Origin of the sequence: Aureibaculum flavum (genome assembly GCF_016406085.1) — a bacterium.
In the GTDB taxonomy this organism is placed as follows: Bacteria; Bacteroidota; Bacteroidia; order Flavobacteriales; family Flavobacteriaceae; genus Aureibaculum; species Aureibaculum flavum.
Map to the genome: position 1 here is coordinate 317,097 of NZ_JAEHFJ010000002.1, position 19,475 is coordinate 336,571.

Consider the following 19,475-nt stretch of genomic DNA (forward strand, 5'->3'; position numbering starts at 1 on the left):
ACTACCCTATAAATTTTACACATGAAAAAACATTTATTATTCATTTTCTTAATCGTTTCGCAAATAGCATTAGCTGAAGTCCGTCTACCAAGCATATTTACAGACCACATGGTATTGCAACAAAAAAGTGAAGTTAAACTTTGGGGATGGTCGGACCCAGATGAAGAAATAGTCATAATCCCCTCTTGGAGTACTACAGAATATAAAGTTAAAGGATCTAACCAAGCCTATTGGGAAACTATTATTACAACTCCATCTGCTGGAGGACCTTTTACTATATCCATCAATGGTAATAACATCATAATTCTTAATGATATTTTAATTGGAGAGGTCTGGCTGTGTTCTGGGCAATCTAACATGGAAATGTCTGCAGCATGGGGCATTGAAAATGGTGACGAGGAAGTAAAAAATGCCAACCAACCGAAAATTCGATTTTATACCGCACCAAAAATTAGTGCAAAATTTCCACAACTGAATATTGTTTCACAATGGGAAGTTTGCAGTCCTACTACCATGAAAAAAAATAGTGCTTTAGCTTATTTTTTCGCAAAAAGATTGCAAGAAGCGGATCCAGATGTCCCCGTAGGGCTAATTATTTCAGCTTGGGGAGGCACACCTGCTGAAACTTGGATGCCTGAAGAAGTAATTAACAACGATACGCTATTGTTAAAAACCGCAAATTCATTAAAACCAGTACCTTGGGGACCAGTAGAACCAGCCAGAACTTTTAACGCAATGATAAACCCTTTGATAGAATATACTATTGCGGGTGCATTATGGTATCAAGGTGAAGCAAATGTTGGTTCTAATAATTACACCCACACACTTCCAGCATTAATTAAGTCTTGGCGTAATTTATGGAAAAATGACTTTCCATTCTATATTGTTCAAATTGCACCGTATCAATATGGTAAAAATAATTTTAATGGTGCCATAATACGAGACGCTCAACGTGTAGTATCTATGGAAACACCAAATACTGACATGGTTGTAACTAGTGATATTTCAACTATAGATGATATACATCCAAAAGATAAAAAAACGGTTGGATTACGATTGGCAAATTTAGCTTTGACAAAGCATTACAAAAAAAATAACGACTTGGTAAATGGCCCATCATTTAAAAAAATTAGCGTTACCAAAAATAAAGTAAATGTCTATTTTGACTATGCAGAAGGACTGTATTTTAACGATAAGCAACTATTATTTGAAGTAGCCGGTGATGATGGTAAATTTTATCCTGCCAAAGCCAAAGTTTTTAAGGAAACCATAAAGGTTTCCTCCAAAAAAGTAAAACATCCAACAAAAGTGAGATTTGCATGGGGCAACACCGTACAATCAAATTTATTTAACAAAGCAAATCTACCTGCTTCAACTTTCACAACAAAATAGACAATTACAATATGATAAAATTTTCAAATGATTTTGTATGGGGTACCGCCACTTCTTCCTACCAAATAGAAGGTGCACATAACATTGACGGAAAAGGGCCATCAATATGGGATGCTTTTTGCACCATCCCTAATCGTATAAAAAATGAAGATAACGCAAACCAAGCCATAGACCATTATCATAATTACAAGGAAGATGTTGCCTTATTAAAATCTCAAGGATTTACAGCCTATCGCTTTTCCATTTCCTGGCCTAGAATTATGCCAGAAGGTAAAGGGAAAATCAATGAAGAAGGCATCCAATTTTATAATAATTTAATTGATGAATTGTTAGCTAATGACATTACTCCTTGGGTAACCTTATATCATTGGGATTTACCGTTAGCTCTTCAAATGGAAAATGATGGATGGTTAAATCCAGATATTGCTTGCTACTTTGAAGCTTACGCAAAAGTTTGTTTTAAACGTTTTGGTGATCGTGTTAAAAACTGGATAACACTTAACGAACCATGGGTGGTTTCTATCTTAGGCTACGGTCAAGGTGTTTTTGCACCAGGCAGAGTTTCTAATTCAGAGCCCTATTTAGTGGGGCATCATTTATTATTAGCACATGCCCATGCTGTGAATTTATACAAAACGGAATTTGCACATCAAAATGGTATCATAGGAATTACAAATAATTGCGATTGGAGAGAACCACTTACAGATAAACCTGAAGACATTGAAGCTGCCCAACGTGCTCTTTTATTTTTTATCGGCTGGTTTGCAGATCCTATTTACTTAGGAGATTACCCTAAAGTAATGAAAGATAGACTTGGAGATAGACTACCTAAATTTACAGAAGACGAAAAAAAATTGATTAAAAACTCTTCAGATTTTTTTGGACTTAATCATTACACAACAATGTACGCTGCACAAGATGATAACAAAGGCGTAAAAAGTAGCGTTTATGGCAATGGAGGTATTTCTGAAGATCAAGATGTATTGTTAACGCAAGATAGATCATGGCCTCTAACAGAATTCAATTGGGCAGTTGTGCCTTGGGGTTGTTATAAATTACTTGACTGGATTCGTAAACGATATGAAAATCCTGATATTTACATTACTGAAAACGGATTTGCCTGTGACGATAAATTAGAAAATGGACAAGTAAATGACACAGACAGATTAGATTATTACAGACAATATCTTGAGGCTTGCCATAAGGCAATTGAAAACGGAATAAAACTAAAAGGCTATTTCGCTTGGAGTCTCTTTGATAATTTCGAATGGGCTTCCGGCTATTCTATCCGATTTGGAATAAACTATATAGACTACAAAACCATGGAAAGAATTCCGAAGACCTCTGCTAATTGGTTTAAAGAGGTCATAAAAAATAAAGGTTGGTAAAACTATAAATTTGATTTTATAACATCAGGGACATAAAATTAAAAACACCCATTATAAAACGTCTATTTCTTATTGCAAACACGTTGCGTATTCTATTTTCCTATGAGCCGTAATCAAAGAATGAAAAATAATTATATACATTTATGGTGGTCAAGGTCTATTAACGTTCCTAGCTGGTCAAAAGACCGTAGACATATAGCCTTTGTCACTAATTCCGATACATTGTAATTCGTGTAAGGACATCTTTGATAAAAAATAAAACATTAAACTGATTCAATACTTATTTCAAATGATTTTAAAAAAAAGATTTATCCAATTTATATGCATTATTTCTTTGGGCCTATTCGTTCCAATTAATAGCATTGCCCAGCAACAATTTACAGTTTTATTAATTACAGAGACCGCAGGATGGCATCATGAATCAATTCCAAATGGAATTACAGCCATCAATGAATTGGCCGCAACACATAATTTTAAAGTAGTAAGACAACAAGAAGCCATAAAAATTACCGAAGATGGTTTAAAAAATATGGATGCCGTAATCTTTTTAAATACCACGGCAAACATTTTTGATGACAGTGAGCAAAAAGCCTTTGAAAACTTTATTAAATCTGGCAAAGGATATGTTGGTATTCATGCGGCATCAGATACAGAATACGACTGGGAATGGTACACCCAACTTGTAGGTAGAATGTTTCATATACATCCAGTAATACAAACAGCAAAACTTAATATTATCAATCATAATTTTCCAGGTTTAGAGCATTTCCCTAATGAACTTTTATGGACGGACGAATGGTATGAGTTTGGAGAAGAAAAGGTAAGTGATTTAAATTATCTTATTACTGTAGATGAAAATTATTATTCCCCTGCAGCTACTTGGAAAAATAGAGATATGGATAAAAATGGTAACATGGTTGACCGAACTGGAAAAGGGATGGGTAATTTTCATCCAATTTCGTGGTATCATGAATTTGATGGTGGACGCTCTTTTTACACTGCTTTAGGACATATCGAAAAAGTATATGAAAATCAATGGTTTAAAGATCATTTATATGGAGGTATCTATTATGCTGCAACTGGTAAAGGCATCAAAGATAAATAGATGCTTTTAAGTAATCTCAAATTGAAACCTCAACGAAGGGTTTTGTTTAGTGCTAATAAGTGTCAAAAAATTGTCTATTGCTTGATTACTTTTAAAAGTTGCGAACCATACACAGTTTTAATCTTTAAAAGGTAAATTCCTGGTATTACAGCAACTTCATTAATTTTACAATGAGCATCACAATTACCTGAGCTGATTGCCCTCCCTGTTACATCATAAAAAGTATAACTAAAATTGTCGCTGGCTTCAATATTTAATTCTTCACGGAAAGGATTTGGAAAATATTTTATTTTAAGCGAATTATTTTCGATTTCATTTACTGATAAAGAACCACTTTTGGCAACAAATTGTGATAGTAAACTTATGTACGCAACTTGATAACCATTACTATTTTCGGTAACCTCCCATGAATTCATTGGCCAAGTGGTATTAAAATCATCATATGCTTTTTGCATAGGCTGCCCTTTTATTCTGCTAACTTGAGCAGTATTACATGTTTGACCACTACAGCCACCTGAAGAACAACAATTATCCCAATCATAACTAGGGTTTGGTCCACCCGTTAAAAACCCCGGAGCAGGCCCCTTTGAATCATTCTGCACATTATCCCAATCCGTTCCATCTGCAAACCATGCATGATAAAATTCATTTACACCATTATCAGCCCCGTAATCATACATATTTGAGAGATAACAAAAATTTAAAGGATTTACTCCATGAAGGTAATGTAAATAACGCTCTGCAGCCCTTAAGGCATTTTCATTATTCGTATTATCAATAGTATAACCTACATAATCTGAAAACATAAGTCCTTTTTTAGACTTTGTACCATTACTCCCCCAAACATAGTCTTCCAAATGTGCTAAGTACGGGTCTAATTCATTTGTTAAACCTCCAAAATTTCTTGAAGATTGCATGGCGTTTTTATACGTATTTTTTATCGCGTTAGCAACTGCTGAAGATACTCCCATGAGACTGGCATAATACAATAATGACTCTTGGTCTTCATGTTCAAAAGGATACGCAAAATCCCATAATATTAAATGAATATCTTGATAATTATTCTCTACAAATGCCTTGTAAGTTGTATTATTTGTAAGATCAAATAAATAGGTTGCAGCTTTTACTTTATATGCAAATCTACCATAATCATTGGTTTCTTGTTGACCAGCACCAATGCCAACCGAATTATAAGCCGAACTATTATTTTCCCACACAATACTCGGATTAGCATCCGCCCAATTCCAAGCGTTAGTAGCACTTTGTAAAAGGCTAGCACCATAAGTTGTCATTCCTAACTCATTAAAAACTTTAGCTCCATAAGCAAATGCAGCAGCAGAAGCTAAGGTGCCTGATGTATTTACACCTCCATACAAACTTCGTCCTGTTGTTGAAGAGGGCGGTGAAGCTTGCGAAAGACTAACTACACTAATCATTGAACCATTGGTTTCTTGCAATTTCAGCAAGTAATCGAGTCCCCATTTTACTTCATCAATAATATCAGGAATACCATTTCCAGAATAAGGCAAGTTATAATTATCTCCCCAAGCATCAGGATTTTTTTTATACGCTTTTAACATACTAACAACATAATTGGCCGTCCATGAGGTATACTTATTATAATCACCCGCATCATACCATCCTCCACTTAAATCCTTTTCCGAAGCGGCATCATTAGGTGTATCAAATTTTCTACACTGCGAATCTTGTAATACTGCCAAATGACTTGCTCCATCAGACCATTTTACTCCAGCAAATTGCACTTCTTTAGCATACCCAGCTCTTTGATAAAAGAAAGTACGGAAAGCATGTTTTAAAACCTCTTCGTAGACATTATCATTGATGACAAAATCATATGATTTTAAGCTTTTAGTAACGTCAAGTACATAATACGTACCTGGAGTTTGATATGTAGAAAAATCAAACCACCAAGTTCTATCGCCTGAAGAAGAATCTACAGCACCTGAATTGTAGGTAACTACATTTCCAGTATAAACAGTTGTACCGCTTTCAGCGTTAACTAATGCATATTGAAACCCTGGAGAAAATGATTCAGCAGCATCAAAACCAGTTATAGGGTCTCTAATAACTGCAATTTTCTCAGAACTAGGACGATATCCAAACTGATCAACTACAATGTATTTTGATTGTAATTGCGATTGCATCAAAAGCGGAATACTGATCAACACAACTAAAAAATAATATTTCATGCTATTTTTTATTTTTATAAAATTACGAAATGAAAACAATATTTAAGAATTTAAAACTATTCCATTAATTGCTTATTCGCTTTCTTAATTATATTAAGCGTTGAAGTATCTGAAGCAAATACAGAATTTAAACCTTGAGGTTCTTGGGGTGGGTCTGCAGTAAAATCATCGCCATGCATCCATTTTCCATTATCAGGATTCGTTTTTGCATAACCGGCAAATCCCCAAAAATTTAAACCCGCCAAAACGCCTTGCTTATTTTTACTCTCTATAATTCTATCAAAAATGGCATTATAAAAAACATTTCTATTTTCAACGGAAGCTTCTTTTGATAAACTCTCTTTTTCGCGTGGAAAGCCAAATTCTGACATTACAATGGGTTTCTTTAGCTTTTGGGCAATTAATATATGCTCATCCATATATGCATTTGCTTTTTCAATAGAGACTAGGGTAGATTCTTTTTCATTGTTAATGTCGTACCAACCCCAATTTTTCGGCCACATATGCATTACTAAATAATCAATATTTTTATTGGCATGTAATCTTTCATACATCTCTATATCTTGTAAAAACCCATGTTTACCTTCCGTTCCAGTCGATATTAAATGATTTGGATCTAACGAAGCTATTAAATCTACGGTTTCATTAAGCCATGATGCAAAAGCTTCTTCATGGTCTGGAGTCATCAATACCCTAGGCTCATTAGCAACTTGCCAAGACATTACTGTATTATCTTCTGAGTATTTTAAACCCGTATACACATTTGTGCGTTGTATAATAAATTTTATATGGTTATAAAATGCTTCTTTACAAGGCTTACAAGAGTGAAATTGACTGGTATACGTCATGTACTGATCCCATGAATATTGTTCTAAAAACGGATTAGGAACTTCTCCATACCCATTCCATTGCAAATACTCAGACATACCACCAGACCAGATCCAATTATTATTTAAATACAAAACGGCGTACATCTCTCTCTTACGCATTTCTGACATTAAAAAATCCAATCCATCAAGTAAATCTTCATTATACACACCCTGCTCTGGCTGTAAAGCTGGATGCACTCTAGAATCGCCACCATCACCTTCTGCTCCTACTAAAATACGTAGATTATCGATACCTACTGATTTCATAAGGTCTAACTCTTTGATTAATCGCTCACGATCTCCTATGTTTTTGGCAGCTATTAAAGGACCATACCAATAATTTGTACCTACAAAATAATATGGAGCTTCACCTTTGTAAAATTTAGAATCTTTAACCGTTATTAAAGGAATGGCATTAGCATCACTATTATCATCAACAGACTGTTTATTCTTACATGAGAACAACAGAATAACGCAAGCCATAAAATAAATTAATGTTGTTTTTTTCATTTTCTAACTGTTTAAGATTATACATGCCCTTGATGTGTGGTAAGGTGCTTTCCACATACTTACTTTATCTTCCCCTCTATAAGGTTTACCGTTTTCATCTACCCGGAAAAACCATTCCCCATTTTTATGGTCTATTAGATACTTTTTTGTGAATTCCCAAATCTTTAATGAACTTTCAATGTACTTCTGATTCTTTTTTAAATTATAAGCATAATTCAACCCTACAAGTGCTTCTACTTGGGGCCACCAATGCCTATCCGTATCAATATGATTGTTATCTAAATTCTTTTCATTTATTACAGCCCCTTCACTATCTATACCCTCATTTAAAAAAGAATCAGCTATCATTATTGCTAATTTATTTGCTTTATTCAGCAATGCTTCATCTTCAACAAGCTTAGCTGCTTCTATCAATAACCAAGCTGCTTCAATATCATGTCCATAAGAAATAGAATTGCCTAACAAATTCCATTGATCATCAAAAAACAAATCAAAATGATTATTAGAATTAAGAAATTTTTCAAAGAATATTTCAATCAAATGTTTTAATGATGCTTTTAACTCGCTATTATCACAAATTTTTAACAAAGCGGTATATGCTTCTAAAATATGAAGGTGTGTGTTCATCGTTTTAGATGCATTCATATCCTTTTCACTCAATCTCATATCTTGTATTGGACTCCAAGTTTCATTAAATGCCTCGAAGTAGCCAAAATCCGCATCATCTTTGGCATATTTCTCTAGGAGTTCAAAAATTTCTAGTGCCCAAATTTTAGCCGCTTCATTTTCTGTAAACATATAGTATTCTGAGAGTGCATATATCGTAAAGGCTTGAGCATAAACTTGCTTTCGCTTATTTATTGGTTTCCCTTCATAGTCTAACTCCCAATAAACACCTTTATGGGTTTCATCTTTAAAATAAGTCTTTAAATACATATAAGCTCTATCGCACCCCCCCTTGTATTCGTTTGTTTTTAAATGAATTGAAGCTGCTGAAAAAGACCAAAGAATTCGGCTATTTAAAATAATACCTTTAGAGGCTTTTGGCACTACCCTATTGTAGTGATCAATTTTACCCAAAAAACCACCATAACTATGATCTAACGTATTAAATGACCAATAATTAAGTACATTTATCAACTCAGCGTTCAGTTCGTTTTTAAGTTGTGAATAAGCATTAGACATCACTATAGTTTGCTATTTTTATCTATAAGATTTAGAATTGTTTGTACAGAATTTGCGGAAGTGAATTTATCTTCAGGAGAATGCATAACATAATCTAGTAATTTATCAATTGACGAAACCGCAACATGCATTCTAGTATCTGAAGAAGCATAATAAATATAAACAGTGCCATTATCATCTTCAATCCAACCGTTTGAAAATAAAACATTAGAAACATCGCCAATTCTCTCACCGTTTATTGGAGCCATAAAATGACCTGCAGGTTGATAGATTACTTTTGAAATATCATTTAAATCTGTCATAAACATATACAATGTATAACGCAAACCTGCTGCGGTATTTCGCACACCATGAGCCAGATGCAGCCAACCTTCTTTGGTTTTTATTGGAGCTGGGCCTTGTCCATTTTTTAATTCAAAAACAGTATGATAAATTTTATTATTAATTATTTTTTCATTTTCTACAACAGGGTTTGTTATATCATCGATATAACCTAACCCAATTCCACCACCACTACCAACATTTATAAACCCATCTTGCGGACGTGTATAAATAGCATATTTACCCTTTACAAATTCTGGATGCAATACTACATTTCGTTGTTGGCCAGAACTCGAAATTAAATCAGGCAAACGCTCCCAATCAATAAGATCTTTTGTTCTAACTATCCCTGCGTTAGCTGTTGCAGAGCTTGTATCTCCCTGAGGAGCATCAGGGTCTTTACGCTCTGTACAGAACACACCATAAATCCATCCATCTTCATGATTAATCAAACGCATATCATAAATATTGGTATCCGGATTTCCTTCAATTTCAGGAATTATGCATGGCTTATCCCAAAATTTAAAGTGATCTACACCGTTGGGACTTTCTGCAATAGCAAAAAATGATTTACGATCGTTTCCTTCTACTCTTAAGCACAACAAATACTTACCATTCCATTTTATAGCACCAGCATTAAAAGTGCCGTTAATACCTATTCTTTCTAATTCGAATGGATTTGTTTTAGGATCAAAATCATACCTCCAATGAACAGGCGTATGATCTGCCGTTACTACAGGAAATTTATATCGTGTATAGATTCCATTTGAATTGGAAACAGGTTTATTTTTTTTGCTAATCAATTTAGCATATCTCTTTTTTTTCTTGGCTATTGTGCCATTTATCTTGTACATATAATTAATCAATTTTTTCTTCTAATTTATTCCACCAGAACTTCTTTAATAGCACTAAACATATTACTAAAACAATAAGAGAAATATAAATAGGCGTTTGTTGTCTAAAAATGATATACATTGGTAAAATTACCAACGTTGTCTGTGCGGTTATACCAATTAGTACATTAAACATGTCCATACCAAAACTTTCATTCTTTTTGAAATTCGGATCTTCAATTAGTAATTTATCATGTATTGGTTTCCAGAACCCCCATGGTTTAACATTTTTATAGAATTTTTTAAGAACGGCTTCGTCTGTTGGCGGAGCAGAATACGTTCCTATTACAGAACCTATTAATGATGCCAATAGCAACCAAGGAAATAGATATAAACCTAAAACATCTGGAAACAGTTCTGGAATAACCGCTGCAGATACTAAACCAGCAACCATACCCCAAAAGAAACCTTCGCCATTAAACCTCCACCAGTGCCATTTTAAAATATTTGCTCCGACGTAACTTCCATATAAAACAGAGACTATCCATTGCAATACTGAATTTACATCCTTTGCAAATAATCCTAAAATTATACTCACAATAACTACGATTACACCAGTTATATAGTTCATATTTCTTATCTCTTTAGGATTCGCATCTGGCTTTTTATATTTTAAGTAAATATCATTCACTAAATATGCTTGTGCAGCATTTAAAGTGCCAGCAAATGTTGACATAAATGCAGCAATTAATCCCGCTAACAAAAGCCCCAATAAACCTACTGGTACAAACTGCTGGATAGCCGTTGGCAGAATCAGTTCAAAATCAATTTCTCCCGCAGAATTTAATAAATCTAATTTTTCATAATAAATTAAAGCCAAGGCTGCAAAACCTGCAATCATTAAATACCTAATTGGCATTAGAATTACAGATACAAACCCACTCATTTTAGAAGCTTCGGCCGCTGATTTTGTAGATAATATTTTCTGCATATCGTAATTCGGAGCTGGCCCTGCTACACTTACCAGCAATCCTTTAAAAACCATCATCATAAAGAAAATTGTAAATAATCCAAATCCGTCTTCTTTAATTTTATTATTAACCTCAGGGATTATATGCGTCCAATCCAAATTCAATTCCCATCCAAAAAACGGACTCATCCAACCATCAGGCACATTCAACGTGTTACTTCCAACGGCTTGGAACCCTAAATAACCAATAACTAGAGCGGCTACAGTCATAATTCCAAATTGAACAACATCTGCCCATACAATTCCAGACATACCTCCTAATAATGAATAGAATACTGCAAAAAAGGTAAATATAGTACCATAAAAATGTGGTACATACTCTGGTGTAACATCAAAGGGAACATAATTACTTACCATTTCCCATGGAATAAAAATTTCAATAAACTTACCAAGTCCTATAAACCCATAGGCTAAATAACCCAAGCACATTATCAATGCAAAAATGACCACAATAACATGTGACAATTTTGCTCCTTTTGCAAACCCAAAACGTGTACCTATCCATTCAGCACCCGTAGTTGCGTTTGAACGCCTCAACCATTTAGACAAGTATACCATCAAGAAAACCTGATTGAAAACAGGCCATAGCCATGGAATCCATGCACTTTTAATTCCGTAAACAAACATTAAAGTTACAAGCCAAATTGTGCCAGAAATATCAAACATTCCTGAGGCATTGGAAAGCCCTAGCAAATACCAAGGAATGGACTTACCTCCTAATAAATAATCATCTTTACTTCGTTGTGCTCTTTTTTTAAGCACAAGTCCAATTATAACTATAGTAAGCAAATACAATAAAATAATTACAATATCTACTGTGTTGAGTAATTTCATAGGTTGGTTGTGGTTAACTTTAATTAATTTTTTAACTCATTAACATCTTTTAAAAACAGTGTTTTCGGTAGCTTTTCGAAATTTTTAAAATCACTTTCACTAGAATGTCCTTTATAAGGCATATAATGATGATCAAGTCTGCCGTTTCTCCAAAACAACACCCAAGCAATCCCTGAATTTTCTAAACTAGGGTATAACACCTCTGAATACCAATTTTTAGTAGGAATTGTTTCTAACCCTGTTTCGGTAAAAGCATAAAGCTTGTTCTTTTCTTTAGCAATACTTCTTACGAGGTTTAAATCATTAACAACTGATGCCGTATAGTCTTTTGCATTATTGAAATCATAAATATCAATACCCAAAATATCTACATAATCATCTCCAGGATAGTATTTCAAATAATCATCTGAAGGGTTTAATTTATTTGGTGAATAGGCATATAATAAATTGTGCACATTATGAGTATCTCTGAGCAACTGTACTGTTTCTTGCCATAATTGCTTGTATTCGGTTGCTGTACAATTTGGATCTCCCCACCAAAACCAAGCCCCATTCATTTCATGAAAAGGTCGAAAAACCATAGGTATCGGTTGATTATTATATTTCAATGATTTTATGAACGTTGCCATTCTTTTCACCCAAAGTTCATATTTAGCCCTATGCTTACCTCCTTTAATAATATCGGCAACGGCTGGTGTTTTATCCCAAGAGTCCCCATCGGTTGTTGGGTTATCTGCATGCCAACTAATAGTTATAATACCGCCCTTTTTATGAGCATCAATCATAAGTTTTTTCATAGTGACAAATGAAACGCTATCCAAATTTCTATCAGAAGCCAGTTCAATACGTCCTAAATCAAAACCATAAACAGCAGGAAAATCTCCAACCACCTCATTTACATCACTTTTAACAACTACACTATCATCATTTTGTTTCCAACTGATACCATAAGATGTTGCGTCTTGATGTCCAATGGCAAAACCTTTTTTTGAAATTTCACTTAATTTTTGATAAAGATTCAGACAACTTTCAGAGGCATTTTCATCAACCAACAAAGGCTCTTTTTCTTTTTGTTTTTGAGCACTAGTACATGAATAAAAAGAAATCATTAACATGAATACTAAAACAGATTTACAGTAGAATTTAAGGTTATTATTTTTAATATAGATCATCATAAATTGTATTTATAATAGAGATAACTAATAATTTATTGTAAATAACAAATTTAGCGATACTAAAATTATGATATTGATATTATTTTATCAATATCTTAAATTATTATTACGATATTAAGAGGAGATAGGTGAATTTTAGCCCATTGCTTGTAAAAAAGTTCTTTACTTCTTTAAAAACTTTTTAGAAACGCTTCCTTTTTCAGTTGTAATTCGCAAATAATACATACCAGAAGTTAGCTGAGACACATCCAGTTGATTATTCTCTATGGCTGCATTGATTACTATTTTACCATCAATAGAATAAACGAGGGCTTCTCCTGATTCTTGCAAACCTTTTATTTGAATTTGATTTACGGATGGATTCGGAAAGATAGAAATATAACCAAGTCCAAAATCATCAATTCCAGCTGTATTACAAGCATCTTTAATAAGAGCTGTTACGCTTCCATTATTCACATCCATATAATTAATCTGAGGTGCAATACCATTCCAAAGTGTAGATTCGTTGTATTGCCAGCCCCATGCTCCAAAATAACCATTATCATATAAGTAATCATATGCTGCATTTGAAGGATAACCAAACCCCGTCATTAGTGACTCCGCTTCTACCGCATGAAATTCACCAACCATAACTGGCTTATCTAGGTCCCAATAACTTGCTGGATGATGAAATGGTGAAATAGAAGAGGATTGCCAATTATAATAATGCACTTGATAAAAATCCAAAGTACCATTATTAGCACCTCCAGCTGCTATTAATTCCGCATCTGAATAATAATTTTTCTGATGTACATTTGAGGAAACAATTTTATCTGTATTCGCCAACATTGACCAAGTTCCATTGGTAACAAGAGCATCAGGATCAGCATCGTGAATTGCACCCGCTAATTTATTCACCACCATTTGAACATCTGCCATCGAAATTTTAACTGGAGTCCAACCAAATTGAGTTGTCATCCCTTCGGGTTCATTAAAAATTTCCCAACTCATAAGTGCAGGATGATCCTTTACCCCATTTACCATTGGTGTTAAGGCATTATCTATATAAGATTGTACATTAGTTGATGATTTTAAAAATGCTAAGTTACCGTCATAATTGATATTGGTCCAACTTTTAGCTGTTGGGTCTTGTAACATATCAAAAGAAAACAAACTAATATTTACCAGCACATCATTTGACCAAGCGGCGTCTAACACATCTCTTATCTGATCTATAATTTGCTGATTGGTTAATGAATGATGTAAGCCAATAGTATTGCCATTTGACTGTATCTCTGGTGTAAAGGCAGCATCCGTATGGAGCCACCAACGTACAGAATTACCTCCTGAAGCCTTTACCTCTGAAAAGAAATTATTAAAATAGGTCAGATTTGGATTCGTACTAAACCCAACATCTCCACTAAATTGATTCCATGCTAAATTTGTTCCACTTAAAAATAAATTTTGGCAGTTCACCTCTATAGTATTCTGAGCTTCTAACCCAAAAACCATTAAAAATCCAAGTATTAATATGTATCTATTTTTTGACATAAATTATCCCTTTGTAAATATAAGAATCAATCTAGCTATTAATATGGTATTATTTTATCATATTAATAAAGTATAATTTCACCTCAGTGAATTGATAAGCAACTCCAATAAATATTTTAATTAAATCTTCTGCTGCAAAGACTATTGGCATAGGAAATAAAAAATTTAAATGTTAAAAAAACACTTAAAAAACACACGATTCATTTATAATAAATAGGATTGTAAATGTTAATTAAAAACAAACTAGAAAATATTTTATTGATAAATGACAAAATAATATTAACATTATATTAACTTTAAGTATAATTTTGGTATTGATAAAAACCTACTAGTTAAATTGAGTATTCTATAATTTATTGTCAATAAAAATTAGAATAAACTAGGCTAACTTAAATACACATGCAAAAATTAAATTCAAAAATCATTTATTGTAATGTACATCGCTATTATTTGGTATTATTATTTGGTTTAATAAGTCAATTAATTATAGCTCAAAATAGTGTTAGTGGTGTAGTCTCTGATCCTGACGGATTACCACTTCCAGGCGTTAATATCATTGAAAAAGGAACTTTAAATGGAGTCTCCTCTGATATTGACGGAAATTATGTAATAACCGTAAAAAAAGGTGCCACCTTAGTTTATAGTTTTATTGGTTTTCAAAATAAAGAAGTTAAAGTTGATAACAAAACAGTTATCAATATTTCATTAATAGAAGATGCTCAAAGCTTAGACGAGGTTGTAATTATTGGTTACGGATCACAACTTAAGGAAGACATAAGTGGTTCTGTGGCGACAATTGACACGGAAGCTCTTGAAACCATTCCGCAAGTTAGTATAGATCAAATGATGCAGGGCCGTGCTGCTGGAGTTAGTATTACCACAAATTCAGGCCAACCCGGAAGTTCCGTTTCTGTGAGAATCCGTGGTGTGAATTCAATTTCGGGTTCGAGTGAGCCACTATATATCATAGATGGCGTTCCTGTTTCTGGTGATTCTGGAGGAGATACAAGTCCTTTAGCTTCGTTAAATCCCAGTGATATCGAATCTGTAAATATTTTAAAAGACGCGTCTGCTACAGCAATTTATGGATCAAGAGGTTCTAATGGTGTTGTTATTATTACTACTAAAAGAGGTAAAAACAGCAAAGGCACTTTTAACTATAGCACATTTGTAGCAGTGCAAGAACCAACAAACATTATAGAAGTACTAGACCTTCCAGGATACGCAAGATTGCAAAATGAAATTAATGAAATTTACGGTTTAAATCCCGTTGTTTCCTATTTAAGACCAGAATTATTAGGTCCAGGTACTAATTGGCAACAAGAAATTTTTGACAATGCTTTCATGCAAAATCATCAACTATCATTCTCTGGCGGAAAAGAAGGAATAAATTACTTTTTATCTGCGGGTTATACAGATCAAGATGGTACTGTAATTGGTTCTGCTTTTGATCGTGTTTCAATTAGGTCTAATATTAATGCAAAATTAAATGACAAGATAAATGTTGGTATGAATTTAACTGCAAGTCGTACCAACGAAAAATTAACTTTAAATGGTAGAACTAATGGTGTAATTGGATTATCACTATTAAATAATCCTGCCATAGCAGTTTACAATCCTGACGGATCATTTGCTGGACCAAGTCTTGATGATGATTATCGTGTAGAAAACCCAATTGCAAAAGCGTTGAGTCTGAGTAATGATTTAAGAAAAAATAGAATTCTTGGAAATATATATGCTGAATTTAAACTTTCTAAAAACTTAACGTATCGCTCTGAATTCGGGGGTGATTTCGGAAGTAATTTGAATACGCAATTTACACCTCGCTATTCTTATGGAGAAATAGAAATTGGAACCAACACATTAAGTATAACAAATCAACACAATGATTTTTGGATTATAAAAAACTTACTGACCTATCATAATAATTTTAATGACAAACATGATTTCACATTGTTAGTAGGAACAGAATCACAAGAATCAAGCTGGGGAGGTGTAACCTCTACAGATGGAGATTTTGTAGGTAATGAGGTGCCCATTTTAGGTACTGGAGATGCTGATGATAATAGCACACAATATAAAGGTAGTCAGGCATTACAATCTTATTTTAGTAGGATGATTTATTCTTTTGATAACAAATACAGTGTTACAGCTTCCATACGTGCTGATGGATCTTCTAAATTTTCTAAAGGTAATAAATGGGGCTATTTCCCTTCTATATCTGGTTCGTGGAAAATATCTAATGAAAGTTTTATGGAAGACATTGCAGCCATACAGGATTTAAAAGTATATGGTGGATATGGTGAAGTTGGTAATCAAAATATTCCAAATTTCGCTTATGGATCTAGGTTGACTCCTGTAAATACCGGACTAGGTACTGGTTTTTTACTAACCAATTTTTCAAATCCAGATTTAACATGGGAATCATCAACGCAAGCAAATATTGGCTTAGACTTCAGCTTACTAAATTCTCGTTTAAAAACGACGATAGAAGTTTATAATAAGGTCTCAAAAGATTTCTTATATCAATATGCTGCAACTGATTTTATAACCGGAGGTAGTGCTTCTGGTGCCATTGGAGCTCCTTGGGTTAACTTAGGTGAAATGGTAAATAAAGGAATTGATGTTACGTTGAGTTATAGTACCGATGACGATGGCGATTTTTCATGGAACTCAGCTCTTTCTGTATCTCATTACAAGAATGAAGTAACCGATTTAGGAAATGTTCCTGCAATAAACGGCACCATGAATATTAATTATGACGGTGAGCAAAATATTACGATAACTCGAGCTGGAGATCCTTTAGGTCTTTTCTACGGATTAGAAGTTGAAGGCCTCTTTAGAACTGTAGAAGACTTTGAAGGAGCTGCCATTCAATACGGAAGACCATTTGAAGACGCTCTTTTTGCCACCACTTGGTTAGGTGATGTCAAATATAAAGATCAAAATAATGATGGAATTATTGATGACAATGACAGAACAGTAATTGGTAATCCACATCCTGACTTTACTTTTGGATTTCAAAATTCATTTAGATATAAAGACTTCGATCTATCTCTATTTTTACAAGGCTCTTACGGAAATGATGTTTTTAATGGAATAGGCAGATTACTTACCTCTGGAAATAGAACCTATACCAATCAATCTCCTTCAGTTTTAGACTTTTGGTCAGTAGATAATCCTGACGCTAATTCACCACGACTAGCTAGAAACGACACACGTAATATAGATATATCTGACAGGTATATTGAGGATGGTTCTTATCTAAGAATTCAGAACATAACCTTAGGCTATACGTTACCTTCATTTTTTTCAAAAAAAGCTGGATTAAGTAAGTTAAAATTATACGGAAGTATACAAAACTTATATACGTTCACAAATTATAGCGGATATGATCCAGAAATTGGATCTTACAATCAAAACCCTTTATTGACAGGTATTGATGCTGGTAGATACCCATCTCCTCGAACTTATACCATAGGAGTTAACGTTGAATTTTAGTAAAATCAAAAAAAGCAAGACAATGAATAATTTATTAAAAACAAAATTTATAGTAATGGCAGTACTTTTATTGTCATTGACTTCTTGTGGTGAAGATTTTTTGGATCGTCCACCTGAAGATTCTTATAATGTTGCAGATTTTTATAGTACTGAAGCCCAAGTGGGAGCTGCAACAAATGCATTATATGCAACACCATGGTATAATTTTAACACCAATACCATATGGTGTATAGGTGAATTAAGCTCAGGTAATGGCCGTACATGGGATCCAAGAAATGCGGATTTCACAAATTTCGCAATTAATGGCAATCATAGTACTTTAACCCAAGCTTGGGAATCGCTTTATGCCGTTGTAGGCCAATCAAACTTTGTCATTAACACATTACCTAATGCCGTAGACCCAAGTATTTCTTTAGAAACCGTTAATAATGCTGTAGGTGAGGCCCGGTTTATAAGAGCCACTGCTTATTTCTATTTGGTAAGAATATTTGGAGCTATCCCAATTATCGCTAATAATGACGATTATGTGCTAGAACCTGTGGTTCCTCGTAATCCAGAAGCTGATGTATATAAATTTATCAAATTAGATTTAGAGTACGCAGTTGCAAATCTTACAAATACTAAAACCTCAGTACCTGGAAAAATTTCTAGTAATGGAGCAAAAGCAATGCTTGCTAAAATATACTTATATGAAAAAAATTATCCGAAAGCTTATCAATTAGCTGAAGAAGTTATTAATGCCGGTGAATTTAAGTTATATGGTGGTGATGCTGAAGATGGTGATCCTAACGGAAGTTATTATGACTTATTTAAACCAGAAAACGACAATAATTCAGAGTCCATTTTCGCTTTACAATGGGCGAGTTCAAGCAGGTACGCAGAAGGAAATGGGATTCAATCATTATTTGCACCTTCTGGTTTTACTGGTGGCTCAGATGGTTGGTCTGCAATAGGACCATCACCTGATTTATTAGAAGCCTATGAAGATGATGATTTGCGTTTTTACGCAACAATTACAGAACCTGGAGCTTATTATCCAGATTTAAATGGTGGATATACGGTACCAGATAATGTTGATTTTCAAGGAACAGGCCATGGTCTTAAAAAATATGTAGTAGGTAGTGATGATGCTGTTGCTCGTGGAGATGGTAGTGGACAAACCACAACATCAAATAACACGTATATATTGAGGTATGGTGAACTTTTGTTAATTCATGCAGAAGCTGCTCTAAATGGTGGCGGTTCGGTTTCGGAAGGTATTAAATCTTACAATAAAATACGTCGCAGAGCTGGATTAGATGAAAAAACAGCACCAACTTTAGATGATGTTTTTCAAGAAAGAAGAATTGAATTGGCTTTTGAATTTGAATTTTGGTATGATATAGTAAGACAAGGTCCTGCGTTTGCAACGGAGTTTTTAAGTAATACTGACCGAGGTACGTTTGATAATAGCGTAACACCATCAGCCTTAAATTCAGCTTTCTTTTCAGCTGGAGCGGACGACCTACTATTCCCTTATCCTACAACTGAAACTCAAAACAACCCTGCGTTGTTAGAATCTCCTGTACCTTATGTTTTTAATTAATAATTAA

At 33.9% G+C, this 19,475-nt stretch carries 12 protein-coding genes; 5 read left to right on the top strand and 7 right to left on the bottom strand.

Features of this window, described 5'->3' with window-relative positions; translation table 11 throughout:
* The first annotated feature begins 21 nt into the window (after positions 1-21).
* The 3 genes from JBL43_RS04780 (at position 22) to JBL43_RS04790 (ending at position 3,885) form a co-directional block, all read left to right on the top strand.
* Positions 22-1,392 carry a sialate O-acetylesterase gene (locus JBL43_RS04780; protein WP_198840329.1) on the top strand — a complete coding sequence of 457 codons (1,371 nt, stop codon included), beginning with the start codon at positions 22-24 and terminating at the stop codon, positions 1,390-1,392.
* An 11-nt stretch (positions 1,393-1,403) separates the two neighbouring features.
* Positions 1,404-2,780, top strand: coding sequence for a GH1 family beta-glucosidase (locus JBL43_RS04785; protein ID WP_198840330.1), 1,377 nt, complete (start codon positions 1,404-1,406; stop codon positions 2,778-2,780).
* Between the two features lie 289 nt (positions 2,781-3,069).
* Positions 3,070-3,885: a ThuA domain-containing protein gene (locus JBL43_RS04790; RefSeq protein ID WP_198840331.1), complete on the top strand. Its 816-nt coding sequence runs from the start codon at positions 3,070-3,072 to the stop codon at positions 3,883-3,885.
* A gap of 74 nt (positions 3,886-3,959) precedes the next feature.
* Here JBL43_RS04790 and JBL43_RS04795 read toward each other — a convergent pair whose 3' ends face one another.
* The 7 genes from JBL43_RS04795 to JBL43_RS04825 form a co-directional block, all read right to left on the bottom strand.
* Complete coding sequence (locus JBL43_RS04795; RefSeq protein ID WP_198840332.1) at positions 3,960-6,095, bottom strand: glycoside hydrolase family 9 protein; 2,136 nt, start codon at positions 6,093-6,095, stop codon at positions 3,960-3,962.
* Between the two features lie 56 nt (positions 6,096-6,151).
* Complete coding sequence (locus JBL43_RS04800; protein WP_198840333.1) at positions 6,152-7,474, bottom strand: glycoside hydrolase 5 family protein; 1,323 nt, start codon at positions 7,472-7,474, stop codon at positions 6,152-6,154.
* A 3-nt stretch (positions 7,475-7,477) separates the two neighbouring features.
* Positions 7,478-8,659, bottom strand: coding sequence for an AGE family epimerase/isomerase (locus tag JBL43_RS04805; RefSeq protein WP_198840334.1), 1,182 nt, complete (start codon positions 8,657-8,659; stop codon positions 7,478-7,480).
* Positions 8,660-8,661: 2 nt separating this feature from the next.
* Entirely contained in the window at positions 8,662-9,834 is a 1,173-nt protein-coding gene (locus JBL43_RS04810) for a glycoside hydrolase family 130 protein (protein WP_198840335.1), read from the bottom strand.
* A gap of 4 nt (positions 9,835-9,838) precedes the next feature.
* Complete coding sequence (locus JBL43_RS04815; protein ID WP_198840336.1) at positions 9,839-11,677, bottom strand: sodium:solute symporter family protein; 1,839 nt, start codon at positions 11,675-11,677, stop codon at positions 9,839-9,841.
* A 23-nt stretch (positions 11,678-11,700) separates the two neighbouring features.
* Positions 11,701-12,852: a glycoside hydrolase family 26 protein gene (locus JBL43_RS04820; RefSeq protein WP_198840337.1), complete on the bottom strand. Its 1,152-nt coding sequence runs from the start codon at positions 12,850-12,852 to the stop codon at positions 11,701-11,703.
* Positions 12,853-13,014: 162 nt separating this feature from the next.
* The gene (locus JBL43_RS04825; protein WP_198840338.1) at positions 13,015-14,382 is read right to left on the bottom strand and encodes a T9SS type A sorting domain-containing protein; all 1,368 of its coding nucleotides are present in this window, start codon (positions 14,380-14,382) and stop codon (positions 13,015-13,017) included.
* Between the two features lie 399 nt (positions 14,383-14,781).
* Here JBL43_RS04825 and JBL43_RS04830 point away from each other — a divergent pair, with 399 nt between their 5' ends.
* Both JBL43_RS04830 and JBL43_RS04835 read left to right on the top strand, forming a co-directional pair.
* On the top strand, positions 14,782-17,883 hold the full coding sequence (locus JBL43_RS04830; RefSeq protein WP_198840339.1) for a SusC/RagA family TonB-linked outer membrane protein: 3,102 nt from the start codon (positions 14,782-14,784) through the stop codon (positions 17,881-17,883).
* A gap of 22 nt (positions 17,884-17,905) precedes the next feature.
* Positions 17,906-19,468 carry a RagB/SusD family nutrient uptake outer membrane protein gene (locus JBL43_RS04835; RefSeq protein WP_198840340.1) on the top strand — a complete coding sequence of 521 codons (1,563 nt, stop codon included), beginning with the start codon at positions 17,906-17,908 and terminating at the stop codon, positions 19,466-19,468.
* The last annotated feature ends 7 nt before the right edge of the window (positions 19,469-19,475 follow it).

Excerpts from the sequence above, each read along its gene's own strand:
- JBL43_RS04780 (WP_198840329.1), top strand. The coding sequence starts at position 22 with ATGAAAAAACATTTATTATTCATTTTCTTAATCGTTTCGCAAATAGCA.
- JBL43_RS04785 (WP_198840330.1), top strand. The coding sequence starts at position 1,404 with ATGATAAAATTTTCAAATGATTTTGTATGGGGTACCGCCACTTCTTCC.
- JBL43_RS04790 (WP_198840331.1), top strand. The coding sequence starts at position 3,070 with ATGATTTTAAAAAAAAGATTTATCCAATTTATATGCATTATTTCTTTG.
- JBL43_RS04795 (WP_198840332.1), bottom strand. The coding sequence starts at position 6,095 with ATGAAATATTATTTTTTAGTTGTGTTGATCAGTATTCCGCTTTTGATG.
- JBL43_RS04800 (WP_198840333.1), bottom strand. The coding sequence starts at position 7,474 with ATGAAAAAAACAACATTAATTTATTTTATGGCTTGCGTTATTCTGTTG.
- JBL43_RS04805 (WP_198840334.1), bottom strand. The coding sequence starts at position 8,659 with ATGTCTAATGCTTATTCACAACTTAAAAACGAACTGAACGCTGAGTTG.
- JBL43_RS04810 (WP_198840335.1), bottom strand. The coding sequence starts at position 9,834 with ATGTACAAGATAAATGGCACAATAGCCAAGAAAAAAAAGAGATATGCT.
- JBL43_RS04815 (WP_198840336.1), bottom strand. The coding sequence starts at position 11,677 with ATGAAATTACTCAACACAGTAGATATTGTAATTATTTTATTGTATTTG.
- JBL43_RS04820 (WP_198840337.1), bottom strand. The coding sequence starts at position 12,852 with ATGATGATCTATATTAAAAATAATAACCTTAAATTCTACTGTAAATCT.
- JBL43_RS04825 (WP_198840338.1), bottom strand. The coding sequence starts at position 14,382 with ATGTCAAAAAATAGATACATATTAATACTTGGATTTTTAATGGTTTTT.
- JBL43_RS04830 (WP_198840339.1), top strand. The coding sequence starts at position 14,782 with ATGCAAAAATTAAATTCAAAAATCATTTATTGTAATGTACATCGCTAT.
- JBL43_RS04835 (WP_198840340.1), top strand. The coding sequence starts at position 17,906 with ATGAATAATTTATTAAAAACAAAATTTATAGTAATGGCAGTACTTTTA.